The following is an 11,666-nucleotide window of genomic DNA, read 5'->3' on the forward strand; positions in this document are numbered from 1 at the left end:
ATTTATTGAACGGGTGGTGAAGCCCTTCAATGCTCCTAATGTTGTGTTAAGTGTTGGCAGATATCTGGACCCCGCCCTAGCGGTCCAGTACTTAAACCCCGGACCTCCTTCCCCCCATGCGAAGTCCGGGGTTTTTTTTGCCCGGGATTTTTACTCCCCAGCCTCAACCAGCTCTTCGCCTTTGTTCGGCAGTTCCATCCAGCGAGCAAGAACGGTGTACGCCTCTTCCAGGCCCATGCGCTTAGGGGTGGAGAATAGCTGGATGGTGACTGCGTCGCCCCATTGCTTGCGAATATCCGACTGAATTTTGAGCAGCGTATTTTTTGCTGCGCCGTACGTCAGTTTGTCGGCTTTGGTCAGCAAAATATGCATCGGCATGCCGCTCGACACGGTCCAGTCGAGCATCAACAGGTCGAAATCGGTCATTGGATGACGGATATCCATCATCAAAATCACACCTTTGAGGCTTTCGCGGCTACCGAAATAAGCTTCAAGGTGACGCTGCCAGTGCAGCTTCAATGGGATCGGCACCTTGGCGTAACCGTAACCGGGCAGGTCGACCAGGCGACGTTCTTCGTCCAGCTGGAAGAAGTTCAGAAGCTGAGTACGCCCTGGGGTTTTCGACGTGCGCGCCAGGCTGGCGTGGGTCAAAGTGTTGAGTGCGCTGGACTTGCCGGCGTTCGAACGCCCGGCAAATGCGACTTCATAGCCTTCGTCATCGGGGCATTGATCGACTTTGGCAGCGCTGAGCATGAAAGTAGCCTGTTGGCACAGACCTAGAATGGGGTTCTTGAGTTGCATGGGATTTCCGATGTGAGCGGCGTCAGGAATGGACGCGGCGAGCGTGTCGTTTCCGTTTCAGTGACGCCAGTATATAATGCCGCAGATTTTGTGTGCGCTTTGTCCCAGCGTAGGATGAAGAACACGGGAGCGAAAAAACCAGGTTGCGCATTAGAACGCAGCAAGCTCCCAACCCTGAAAAGGTCGTTTTATGACGAAATGGCTGCTAGTCGCCGGTGTCTTGATGCCACGTTACAGCATTCAGGCTACACAGGATCCGGAAGCCGTGTACAACCGCGTTTGCAGTGTCTGCCATGCTGGCCAGCAGTAAGGCCAAGGTTTGAGCAGGGTAGTGAGGCGCTGGTGCAACACGTGATCCAGGGTTTCAAGGCGATGCCGCCGCGTGGTTTGTGCATGGACTGCAGTGTCGAGGATTACCGATCTGTCCTACAGTGGATAAGCGAGTAAGCCCGGCCCATAACTCTTTAACCCTTAGCCGTAGTTGGATTAGCTGATGAACAAATTACTCGTGAGTCTGCTGTTGACCTTGGGCGTCACCGGTATTGCCCAGGCTGCAGGCACCGCTCTTGTAGGCGATGCTGCTGCAGGTCAGGCAAAAACCGCTGTATGTGGCGCTTGTCACGGTCCAGACGGCAATAGCATGGCCCCAAACTTCCCAAAACTGGCCGGGCAAGGTGATCGTTACCTGCTCAAGCAGTTGCATGAAATCAAGGACGGCAAGCGTCAGGTGCTGGAAATGACCGGCCTGCTGGCGAACCTGAACGATCAGGACCTTGCCGATATCGCTGCTTTCTACTCAAGCCAAAAAAGTTCGGTTGGCGCTGCCGACCCGGCCCTGGTTGCCCAGGGTGAAGCCCTGTTCCGCGGCGGCAACCTTGAGAAAGGCATGCCAGCGTGCACCGGTTGCCACTCGCCAGACGGCCAGGGTAACGCAGCTGCCGGCTTCCCGCATCTGGGTGGCCAGCATGCAAGTTACATCGAGAAGCAACTGACAGACTTCCGTGAAGGCGATCGCACCAACGATGGTGACTCGATGATCATGCGCGGCATTGCGGCCAAGATGAGCAACAAGGACATCAAGGCGCTGGCCAGCTATATTCAGGGTCTGCACTAAGGTTTTACGATCGGCGGGGGCAGTCCTGGAAACGACTGGTCATCTTAACGATCGTTTAATCCTTGAATGTGAACCTCAAAGGGCAGCTTCGGCTGCCCTTTTTCATGGCATCTACCGTTACACTATCGAACTCAAATCAGCGCGGACCTGTCTGAATACAGGTCGCGTTGAAACGACCTTATCTGCCCAGGAGTAAAGCATGCGTAATCTGATCCTCAGCGCCGCTCTCGTCAGTGCCAGCCTGTTTGGCATGACCGCTCAAGCGGCCGAACCGCTTGAGGCGGGTAAACAATATGTAGAGCTGAGCAGCGCCGTTCCGGTTGCAGTGCCTGGCAAGATCGAAGTGGTTGAGCTGTTCTGGTATGGCTGCCCGCATTGCTTTGCATTCGAGCCAACCATCAATCCTTGGGCTGAAAAGTTGCCGGCTGATGTGAACTTTGTACGTATCCCAGCCATGTTTGGCGGGATCTGGAATGTTCACGGTCAACTGTTCATCACCCTTGAAGCCATGGGTGTTGAGAACAAGGTTCACAAAGCTGTTTTCCAGGCAATTCATGACGGCAAAAAGCTGGCTACCCCGGAAGAAATGGCTGAATTCCTGGCAGGTGAAGGCATCGACAAAGACAAGTTCCTGAGCACCTATAACTCGTTCGCCGTCAAGGGCAAGGTTGAGGACGCCAAGAAAAAGGCTCAGGCCTACCAGATCTCCGGCGTACCGACCATGGTCGTTAACGGCAAGTATCGCTTTGACCTGGGTACTTCCGGCGGTCCTGAAGGTGCATTGAGCGTTGCCGATCAGTTGATCGCCAAAGAGCGCGCCGCGAGCGCTAAAAACTAAGCGGCGCCCGCCCCCATGCGCCGCTGGAAAAACGAGCGAATCGTTGGTCTGCACCAGCCGCAGATCAACGAGGATCATCTGGCATCCTGCGAGATGCCGGATGATCGGCGTCTGCGATTGCTCAGTTTCAACATCCAGGTGGGTAACAGCACTCAAGGTTATCGACACTACCTGACCCGCAGTTGGCAGCATGTGCTGCCACACAAGGGGAGGGCCGGAAACCTTGAGCGCATAGGCGACTTGTTGGGTGACTTCGACCTGGTTGCCCTGCAAGAGGCGGACGGTGGCAGTCACCGCTCCGGCTACATCAATCAGGTCAAATACCTGGCCCAACAGGGCGAATTCCCCTACTGGTATCAACAACTCAATCGCAATCTGGGTCGCCTGGCCCAGCACAGCAACGGGGTGCTTAGCCGTCTGCGCCCCAGCGCGATTGAAGATCATCCGTTGCCTGGCCCTGCGGGGCGTGGCGCGATTCTGGTGCGCTTTGGTGATGGTCCTGATGCACTGGTGGTCGTGGTCATGCACCTGGCGCTGGGAACAAAAACCCGCACTCTCCAGCTGGCCTATATTCGCGAGCTGATTGGCGGGTATCAGCACCAAGTCCTGATGGGTGACATGAATACCCATGCCAACGACCTGCTGCACACATCGCCACTGCGCGACCTGGGGTTGCTGGCACCGCAAATGGAGGCCACCTTCCCAAGTTGGCGTCCACAACGTTGTCTTGATCATATTTTGCTCAGCCCAAGCTTGACCCTAGAACGGGTACAAGTGCTGGACCAGCCTATTTCCGACCATTTGCCCGTTGCGGTTGATATCCGCCTGCCGGGCACGGTGGGTGTTGATTCACAGCTTGCCTTGCGACCGACAGACAGTGGGCCTTTGGCATGAGTGACGAGGCTTCGCGCTGGAAAGAGAAATACCTTAAAAGCGTTGAGCAGCAAGACAAGCTGGAGCGCCGCTGGAATGCTCGTCTCGACTTGCTGCGTCGCGGTCTTGTACGTAGCACCCTGGCGGCAGAAGGCACTGATCGAACCGTCGATCAGTGCATGAAGGAAATGCGCGAAGTGGTGCGCACCAACGAGATGGACGCCGCTCTGGCTGCCTTGCTGCCACGCCTGGAAAAGGCAGTGCTCGACTCGGAACAACGTCGCGAAACCCGGGTTGAACAAGTGGGTGCGGCGCTCACTACCCTGGTCACGCAACTGCAAGCCCTGGCGCTGCCCCGTGAAATCAGCAAACCACTCAAGGCATTTGCCAAACAACTCGACAACCGCGTGACCCATGCCCGTGAGATCCCTCTGCTGCTTGACGAACTAAGCCGCTTGCAGGGGCAGGCGCTGTCGCTGCAAGCCAATGGCGCTGAACCGCCCAAGCCGGGCCTGTTGCAGCGCCTGTTCGGGGTCCATGAGGCCGATAAACCACCAAGCGAACCTCTTGTTGAGCCTGTGGCGGCTGCTCCCCATGTGCACGCCCCGACCGTCACCGCTTCACCGGTTGTGGCCAAGCCACTGGACGCCTCCTCGCCAGAGGTGGAGCCGAGGGCGGCCGTTGAGTCTCTGCGCCCGCACATTAGCTCCCCGCAGCCCAAGGCCGAGCCTGTGGCCGATGCTGAAGCCCTTGTGCTCCCTGAACCTGAGCCAGAGGTTTTTGAAGAATCTGAGGAGCAGGAGTCGGGAGGCGCGCTAGAGTCGGTAGTCGCGCAGGTCGACGCAGAAAATAATCTGCCCGACGTGCAGTTTGAGATTCCCGTCCTCGAAAAGGCGAGCAGTTGCGAACCGCTTGAGGATGAAATCGACGCCGTTTATGCCCTGCCCGAGAGCCCCGAGCCGTCTTACAGCTCAGTGGCGACGCATATCGAATCCACATTACTCGGTCTACTGAACGACCTTTCACTGCCCGAGCACCACCGGCCGCAGGCCGAAGCCATGCGCAAGCGTCTCGAAAAAGGGTTGAACTGGTACGAATTACTACCCATCCTCGATGATCTTGCCGTTTTGATGCTGGCCATTACCGATAGCGGCCAGCATGAATTCGAAACTTACCTCAAACAACTTAACGGGCGCCTTGAGTCGTTCCAGAACAACCTTCAGGCAGCCAGTGAAGGCCATGCCGAAGGACGCTCCGCTGCGGACAACTTGCACACCCAACTGCGCGAGCACGTTGATGGTTTGCAAAGCAGTGTGCAAGACGCTGTCGATCTCAACAGCCTCAAGCACCTTCTGGAAAACCGTCTCGAGGGGTTGCTGGGCACGATGGACCAGCATCAGCAGCAACGAAATGCCCGTGAGCAGGAAGTCTCAGCCCATCTTCAAGGGTTGGCCGAGCGTATAACGCACATGGAGCAGCAGGCCCAAGGTTACCGCGAACACCTTGAAGAACAGCGCCAGAAAGCGTTGATAGACCCGCTGACCGGCCTGCCAAATCGGGCTGCATGGGGCGAACGGCTGCAATGTGAAGTCGAACAGTGGCACGTTCACGGCACCCCGCTACTGATTGCCATGCTCGACCTCGATCATTTCAAGCGTATCAATGATGGTTATGGCCATCTGGCCGGCGACAAGGTGCTCAAGATCATCGCCGCGCAGTTGCGCAAACACCTGCTCCCCAGCGATTTTGTTGCCCGTTTTGGAGGCGAAGAGTTTGTGTTGCTGATGCCCAACACGCCACTGGCGACCGGCTTGCAGCGGGCAGAGAAGCTTCGGGCAGCCATCGAGGCGTGTCCTTTCCACTTCAAGGGCGAACCTGTGACCCTGACGGCCTCCATCGGGGTATCGGCCTTCAAGGCTGGTGATCGCAGCGAGCACGTGATCAAGCGGGCAGATGAGGCGCTGTATCGGGTCAAGGCCAATGGTCGCAACGGTGTTGATCCGTGTCCGTCAGATCACTAACTTCAATCGTTAGTTAAACTTCATCGATTATATAATCGCTGCCTGGTAAGTGCTGAGTTGTGTAATAGCTTTCCAATTGTTCAGTAGTACTTGTCGGTTTTTAAACAGTGTTGGTTAATCCTGTTTATAACGTCTTGACGGGCGAAGAGTGAGCGACTTATATCAATTAACAGGCTGTTCCAGGTTGCTTTAAGGTAGCCGCAGTGCTGTCATCTGTTTATTGATCGGATGTCCATTAAGAGCGCTATGCCTGTCTATTCAGGCCGTGTGGCGCCCTGCGCGACTCAAAAGGTAATGTATGAAAACGTTAATCTCCTTGTTGTCCGTCCTTTTTTTAATGGCGGGCGCTGTCTCGGCTAGTGCGGCGGTTAAGACAGCCCTCTATTCGGCGTATATCAACAAAGATGGAACCTTGGCAACGCAATCACCTTATTGGATTGAACGGGTTGAATATTCCAGTCAGCCCGATTACGCCGCCAGTTATAATGTGAAGTTCATGCCCGGCAGCTTTAAAGACGCTCCCAAGTTTTGTGTGGTCTCGGCCGATGATAAATCCAGTTATGAACACACGCTGTATGGCAATGCAAAGTTATCAGGCAAACCGACCCGTGAAGAGGTCAATGTAATTGGCTTGATGCTGGGGCTCGATGGGCCATCGGGCGATTCATCGACGAGCTTTTATCTGGTGTGCGGCAAGTAGCAACTGCCCTCCTGCTCGTGCGCGAGCAGGAGGCTTGTTCCAACCCGGTGCGGTGTACAGCTGCGCGACAAGAGCAGTGAGGTATGCTTGAGTATTAATTTTCAGCTGTGTTGTCTTTGCCCATGAAATTTTCAGCTTTGATCTTGTCCATCGTAGTGTTGGCCGGTTGCGCCAATGGCCCTCCCATGGACACCAGTCACCCATCGGTCAACTACGACAGCCGCGTGCAGTTCGTGGTGCTGCATTACACCTCAACCTCTCTGGAGCGCTCTCTGGAGCTGTTGACCCATGGTCCTGTCAGCAGCCATTACCTTATTGGCGATACTCCGCCGACAATCTACAAACTGGTAGACGAAAACCAGCGCGCCTGGCACGCCGGTGAAAGCCAATGGAAAGGCCGGACCTGGTTGAATTCCAGCTCCATCGGCATTGAGATCGTGAACAAGGGTTTTCGTGATACGCCAGAAGGGCGAGTCTGGTATCCCTACACCGAAGGTCAGGTCCAGTCGCTTATCGCGCTGCTTAAAGACATTTCGACCCGCTACAAGATCGATCCGCGCAACATCATAGGCCACAGCGACATAGCCCCCCTGCGCAAGCTCGATCCTGGACCGCTATTTCCCTGGAAGCGACTGGCCGAAGCAGGGTTTGGCATCTGGCCAAATGCGCAAGCCGTGGCCCGTGAGCAAGCATTGTTTACCAGCACGTTGCCGAGCATCACCTGGTTCCAGCAGCAACTGGCGCTATTGGGCTATGAAACTCCGCAAACCGGCGAGCTGGATGTCGCGACCCGCCACGTATTGGCCGCGTTTCAGATGCGTTTCAGGCCCGCGCTTTTCGATGGCACACCGGATGCTGAAAGTGCGGCAATCTTGAAAGTGTTGAACACGCAAAAGTACTGATAAGCCAGTGCGGGCTACAGCAATGGAAGCGCCATGTAAAACTGCGTGCCTTGCCCTGGACGTGAATACACCCCAATGCGCCCGCCATGCAATTGCACAATCTCCTTGCACAGCGCCAGACCAAGGCCAGCACCGCCCTTTTTACGCCCCACCTGCACGAAGGGCTCGAAAATACGGCCTTGCTGGCTATAGGCAATACCTTCGCCATTGTCTTCGATACTGATGATCACCCGCTCACCATGACGTCGGGCCTGAAGGCGAATCTGCCCGCCATCGGCGGTATGGCGCAAGGCGTTATCCAGCAGGTTATCCAGCACACGTTCAAGCTGGGCCTGATCGGCATTAAGCACAGGCAGTGGTTCTTGAAGTTCGAGCACTAGCTCGATATGCCTTGCCGCGGCCTGTGCTGCGATGCGGGCACTTGCGTCCTCAAGCATCTGTTGAAGGTTGCAGGGGGCCAGGGTCAGCTTTTGCATGCCGTTCTGATAACGAGAGAAGTTCAGCAAGTCATTGATCAACTGCATCAGGCGCTGCATTTCTTCGTTTACGGTGTTGAGCAAATCGGTTTCACGGGATTGCGGGTCAAAGCGCGCACGCTCCAGAAATAACCCGAACGCCATGTGCATACCGGTAACGGGGGTGCGCAGCTCATGGGACGCGCGCAGTACAAACTCGCTGCGCACACGCTCAAACGCGCGCTGCTCGGTTACATCATGGAGCACCATCACAGCCCCGAGAATCGGCCCTTTGGGTTGGCTGACCGGAGTCAGGCTGTAAGTCAGAAGTCGGTTCTCGCCCTCTATGTCGACGCTCAAGTCTTCCGGCAACCGTTCAAGGCTGCCACCGCGCAGCACCGTTTGCAGTTGTTGGTCGAGTTCGGGGCGTTGCAACGCTTCGCCCAGTGGCTGGCCAAGACGGCCTTCATCCCAACCCAATTGCCGCTGTGCCACTGGATTCAAATGCTCTAGCCGCCCCTGCTGATCGATCATCAACAACCCGTCATCAATGCTGTCGAGCACTGCCTGCAGCCGTTGCTGGCCCGCCAGCAGCTCGTCGATGTTGGTTGCCTGATGTTGGCGCAAAGCTTCGGCCATCGTGCCGAAGCGCCGTGTCAGCAGGTTCATTTCAGTGGCTGAAGAGAGGGGCAGCACCACCTCAAAGTTACCTTTGCCTATATTGTCGGCAGCTTTGGCCAGCGCCTCGATCGGCGCGCCAAAGCGCCTGGCAATGCCATGGGCGGTAATAAAGCCGATGATGAGCACCGCAAGGCCGACCAGACCCAGCAGGGAAGCGATGATTATGGCGCGATCACGGGCGGCTTCCTGTGCGGCATAAATAGTATCCAGCGCCCGGCGGTGCTCAGTGATCAGCCCATTGCGCAACTGATTGAAACGACTTGAAAGCTCGTTGTCAGTGCTCAGATTGAGCGATGTGCTGCTGGCTTTATGGAACGCTTGTAAAAAGCGCTCGTAATCTTCCCGTGCCTGAGCAAAGCCGCTGTGAAGTTCGTTTTTTCGCTCATGCTCGATACCCTCCTCGAGCAGGGCCTGATACTCCTGGGTGGAGGCTTGCAGTGCCTGCGGATCTGGGTTGTTGCGCAGCATCAGGATCAATTGGTCTCCCAGTGACTGACGCAACTTAAGGCCCAGGTCCAAAGTGATGAAGTTATTACGGATCAGTGCTTCCTGGCTTTTGGCCATTTGCATGACGCCAACAACGCCAAGCAAAAGCCCGAGCAACGCCACTGTAATCAGCGCCGAAATGCTAAGGAACAGACGGGTACGCAGCTTGATCGCAAGTCTCATCGGATGCTCACAGGTTGTACTGCTTACGTTTTCGATACAGCGTCGAGGCATCAATGCCCAAGGTTTTTGCTGCTTGATCCAGGGTTTCGCTGGTGGCCAGAACAGCGCCGATATGGGCTTTTTCCAGTTGATCCAGGCTCAGTGCGGCACCGATGCGCGGGGCATTGGGGGTGGTTTGTTCCGCCATGCCCAAGTGGCTGACTTCGACGACTTCCTGGGGGCAAATGATACTCGCGCGCTCAACCACGTTGCGCAGTTCGCGAATATTGCCCGGCCAGCGGTAGTTGGCCAGCGCCAGACGGGCATCCTGGCTGAAGCCTCGTGCAGGTCGGGCGTACTCCTTGACGAAGCGGGCCAGAAAGCGATCGGCCAGGGTGAGGATATCTTCACTGCGCTCGCGTAACGGTGGCAAATGCAGGGTGATCACGTTCAGGCGATACAGCAAGTCTTCACGGAAGCGACCATCACGCACCATGTCCTCAAGGTTGAGGTTGGTGGCGGCCAGAATTCGTACATCGGCACGGCGGGTCACGGGGTCGCCGACGCGTTCGTATTCCTTGTCCTGAATAAAGCGCAACAGTTTTGGCTGAAGTGTCAGTGGGAAGTCGCCGATTTCATCGAGGAACAATGTACCGCCGTCGGCCTGGTTAACCCGGCCCAAGGTGCTTTCGCTGGCGCCGGTAAACGCTCCGCGGGTATGGCCGAACAGTTCACTTTCCATCAACTCGGCGGTCAAAGACGGGCAGTTAATAGTGACGCACGATTTCTTGGCCCGTTTGCTCCAGCCATGAATCGCCCGTGCCAGCTCACCCTTGCCGGTACCTGACTCACCGAGAATCAGGATGTTGGCATCTGTACCCGCGACCTGGCGTGCCGTTTCCAGCACCGCCATCATGGCCGGGCTGTGGGAGTCCAGGCCGTCCTTGGGTTTGCGCACTTCACCTTCCAGTGCTTCAAGACGGGCGGACAACTGGCGCACTTCCAACTGTTTGGCAGTCGCCAGACGCAACTGGTCAGGGCTGCACGGTTTGACCAGATAGTCCGCGGCACCGGCCTGGATAGCATCCACTGCGGTATCGACCGCCGAGTGGGCAGTGACAATCACCACGCGCATCCACGGCGCCTGGATGCGCATCTGGGCCAATACATCCAGGCCGTTGTCTTCGCCCAGGCGCAGATCGAGAAAACACAGATCGAACACTTGGCGTTGCAACAGCGAGTCGGCCTGTGCCGCGCTGTTGGCGGTGGCAACGGTGTAACCCTCGTCTTCGAGGCAATAGCGGAATGTGCGCAGGATGGCTGATTCATCATCGACCAGCAGAATGCGGCCCTGTTGCTCTTTGGCTGATTCCATGTCCTGCGTTCCTTTATGAGTGATCTTGGTTAGTGTCGGAATAATCGGGCAAGTTGCATGATTTTTCAGGATTCATTCCGAGGCTAGCACTGAAAGCGTTGTATTGCCTGAAGTAACTATCTGATTTTAAAGCTGAATAGGCTGAATATCAGGTCTTGATCGATGGTGGGAATTTACCCTCGTAGCAGCTGGCTCGCGGAGCGAGGCTGCGTTCGGCGGCGCAGCCGTCGTAAATCCTGAGTCAACGGATTTCCTGTTGCACCATAGAGCTCCGGTTCTACGACGGCTACGCCGCCTCGTTCCTTCAGCAACTGCTACGGGATCGTGCATAACGCACGACGGGCATTGGGGCTATCGTGCAGGATGCGCGTAAAAGCGGACTTTTAAAATAAGTAAGTAACTGATTTATATAGGTTTTTTATCTGTTCAAAAGCTGGCATGGCACCTGCAATTACCCTTGCATAGAGAGTCGCGGTCCGCGATGCAACCTTACATTGACCACCGGGTGGCAGGAGTTTGAACATGAATCGTCAAAATTTCTCCAACATGCGCGTTTCGTCATTGCATCTACAGCAGGGCTTGTTTGCCAGCCTGGCCTTGTCGGTGACTTTGATCGGTGGTCAACAGTGGAGCCGAATGGAGGCAGCGACGCAGCCCGCCGCTACAGCTCTGCACTCCGCCGCCCCACAGCAGCACTTCAAGGCACTGGGATCTGTGACTGATCCCAAAGGTGGCTACGAACTGGCGGCCTCTGACGAAACACAAATAGCCAACGCTCAACCTGCACCGGAACGTTGGGTGTTTTGAGTGTTCACAACATTGAGGCCCTGATCGGGCATCGAATTAAACCAGCGGCATCATCCTGCTTCCCACAGTAATAAGGAGAATCACCATGTTGAGTTGGGCAATTACCTTCCTGATTATCGCCATCATCGCTGCAGTTTTGGGCTTCGGTGGTATTGCGGGCACCGCGACCGGCATCGCCAAGATTCTCTTTGTCGTGTTCCTGGTCATGTTTGTGGTGTCCTTCATCTTTGGTCGTCGCGGTCGAGGCTAGGCATGCTCGCCCCATCCTTTAAGGAAGTGGCCGCTGCCCTGTTAATAGCAGGCGGCGGCCGCGGGGCATGAAACCGGTTACAGGCTTCACTGATGCCAAGGTTTTGCCTTGGTTTTTTTGTGCCTGAAGAAAACCTCCCGGTATACGTAATGCCTTATCAGGGTTCATTTTTTTGAAAACAAATGTGGCCTGAACAGCACT

Annotated in this window: 11 protein-coding genes and 1 pseudogene; 9 read left to right on the forward strand and 3 right to left on the reverse strand. The window is 55.9% G+C overall.

Annotation, left to right across the window (positions count from 1 at the left end):
- Positions 1 to 150 precede the first annotated feature (150 nt).
- Positions 151 to 801, reverse strand: a complete 651-nt coding sequence (gene yihA, locus RGV06_RS15565; RefSeq protein WP_019828135.1) for a ribosome biogenesis GTP-binding protein YihA/YsxC — start codon at positions 799 to 801, stop codon at positions 151 to 153.
- A 190-nt stretch (positions 802 to 991) separates the two neighbouring features.
- On the opposite strand from yihA, the pseudogene RGV06_RS15570 reads away from it, so the two are divergent.
- The 7 genes and pseudogenes from RGV06_RS15570 (at position 992) to RGV06_RS15600 (ending at position 7,249) form a co-directional block, all read left to right on the forward strand.
- Positions 992 to 1,248, forward strand: a pseudogene (locus tag RGV06_RS15570) (c-type cytochrome).
- Between the two features lie 46 nt (positions 1,249 to 1,294).
- A complete protein-coding gene (locus tag RGV06_RS15575) occupies positions 1,295 to 1,915 on the forward strand; it encodes a c-type cytochrome (protein ID WP_019828134.1) in 621 nt (206 codons plus the stop codon).
- 199 nt (positions 1,916 to 2,114) lie between these two features.
- A complete protein-coding gene (locus RGV06_RS15580) occupies positions 2,115 to 2,753 on the forward strand; it encodes a thiol:disulfide interchange protein DsbA/DsbL (RefSeq protein WP_019828133.1) in 639 nt (212 codons plus the stop codon).
- Between the two features lie 15 nt (positions 2,754 to 2,768).
- Positions 2,769 to 3,647, forward strand: coding sequence for an endonuclease/exonuclease/phosphatase family protein (locus RGV06_RS15585; protein WP_322150421.1), 879 nt, complete (start codon positions 2,769 to 2,771; stop codon positions 3,645 to 3,647).
- Entirely contained in the window at positions 3,644 to 5,647 is a 2,004-nt protein-coding gene (locus RGV06_RS15590; RefSeq protein ID WP_322150423.1) for a diguanylate cyclase, read from the forward strand. The genes RGV06_RS15585 and RGV06_RS15590 overlap by 4 nt, the downstream gene beginning before the upstream one ends.
- Before the next feature lie 298 nt (positions 5,648 to 5,945).
- Positions 5,946 to 6,347 (forward strand): hypothetical protein, encoded by a 402-nt coding sequence (locus tag RGV06_RS15595; RefSeq protein ID WP_322150425.1) that lies wholly within the window; start codon positions 5,946 to 5,948, stop codon positions 6,345 to 6,347.
- A 122-nt stretch (positions 6,348 to 6,469) separates the two neighbouring features.
- The gene (locus RGV06_RS15600; RefSeq protein ID WP_046809353.1) at positions 6,470 to 7,249 is read left to right on the forward strand and encodes an N-acetylmuramoyl-L-alanine amidase; all 780 of its coding nucleotides are present in this window, start codon (positions 6,470 to 6,472) and stop codon (positions 7,247 to 7,249) included.
- Positions 7,250 to 7,263: 14 nt separating this feature from the next.
- Here the strand turns inward: RGV06_RS15600 and RGV06_RS15605 are convergent, their stop codons facing one another.
- Entirely contained in the window at positions 7,264 to 9,054 is a 1,791-nt protein-coding gene (locus tag RGV06_RS15605) for a KinB sensor domain-containing domain (protein ID WP_046809354.1), read from the reverse strand.
- A gap of 7 nt (positions 9,055 to 9,061) precedes the next feature.
- Positions 9,062 to 10,408 carry a sigma-54-dependent response regulator transcription factor AlgB gene (algB, locus tag RGV06_RS15610; protein ID WP_019828124.1) on the reverse strand — a complete coding sequence of 449 codons (1,347 nt, stop codon included), beginning with the start codon at positions 10,406 to 10,408 and terminating at the stop codon, positions 9,062 to 9,064.
- A 522-nt stretch (positions 10,409 to 10,930) separates the two neighbouring features.
- Between algB and RGV06_RS15615 the strand changes: the two genes are divergently transcribed.
- Both RGV06_RS15615 and RGV06_RS15620 read left to right on the forward strand, forming a co-directional pair.
- Positions 10,931 to 11,215, forward strand: coding sequence for a hypothetical protein (locus RGV06_RS15615; RefSeq protein ID WP_019828123.1), 285 nt, complete (start codon positions 10,931 to 10,933; stop codon positions 11,213 to 11,215).
- A gap of 85 nt (positions 11,216 to 11,300) precedes the next feature.
- A complete protein-coding gene (locus RGV06_RS15620) occupies positions 11,301 to 11,465 on the forward strand; it encodes a DUF1328 domain-containing protein (protein WP_019828122.1) in 165 nt (54 codons plus the stop codon).
- Positions 11,466 to 11,666 lie beyond the last annotated feature (201 nt).

Source organism: Pseudomonas sp. CCI3.1 (genome assembly GCF_034313985.1).
GTDB classification, from domain to species: domain Bacteria; phylum Pseudomonadota; class Gammaproteobacteria; order Pseudomonadales; family Pseudomonadaceae; genus Aquipseudomonas; species Aquipseudomonas psychrophila.

What these genes read in the sequence shown, in the direction of transcription:
- yihA (WP_019828135.1), bottom strand. Translation starts at nt 801, where the DNA reads ATGCAACTCAAGAACCCCATTCTAGGTCTGTGCCAACAGGCTACTTTC.
- RGV06_RS15575 (WP_019828134.1), top strand. Translation starts at nt 1,295, where the DNA reads ATGAACAAATTACTCGTGAGTCTGCTGTTGACCTTGGGCGTCACCGGT.
- RGV06_RS15580 (WP_019828133.1), top strand. Translation starts at nt 2,115, where the DNA reads ATGCGTAATCTGATCCTCAGCGCCGCTCTCGTCAGTGCCAGCCTGTTT.
- RGV06_RS15585 (WP_322150421.1), top strand. Translation starts at nt 2,769, where the DNA reads ATGCGCCGCTGGAAAAACGAGCGAATCGTTGGTCTGCACCAGCCGCAG.
- RGV06_RS15590 (WP_322150423.1), top strand. Translation starts at nt 3,644, where the DNA reads ATGAGTGACGAGGCTTCGCGCTGGAAAGAGAAATACCTTAAAAGCGTT.
- RGV06_RS15595 (WP_322150425.1), top strand. Translation starts at nt 5,946, where the DNA reads ATGAAAACGTTAATCTCCTTGTTGTCCGTCCTTTTTTTAATGGCGGGC.
- RGV06_RS15600 (WP_046809353.1), top strand. Translation starts at nt 6,470, where the DNA reads ATGAAATTTTCAGCTTTGATCTTGTCCATCGTAGTGTTGGCCGGTTGC.
- RGV06_RS15605 (WP_046809354.1), bottom strand. Translation starts at nt 9,054, where the DNA reads ATGAGACTTGCGATCAAGCTGCGTACCCGTCTGTTCCTTAGCATTTCG.
- algB (WP_019828124.1), bottom strand. Translation starts at nt 10,408, where the DNA reads ATGGAATCAGCCAAAGAGCAACAGGGCCGCATTCTGCTGGTCGATGAT.
- RGV06_RS15615 (WP_019828123.1), top strand. Translation starts at nt 10,931, where the DNA reads ATGAATCGTCAAAATTTCTCCAACATGCGCGTTTCGTCATTGCATCTA.
- RGV06_RS15620 (WP_019828122.1), top strand. Translation starts at nt 11,301, where the DNA reads ATGTTGAGTTGGGCAATTACCTTCCTGATTATCGCCATCATCGCTGCA.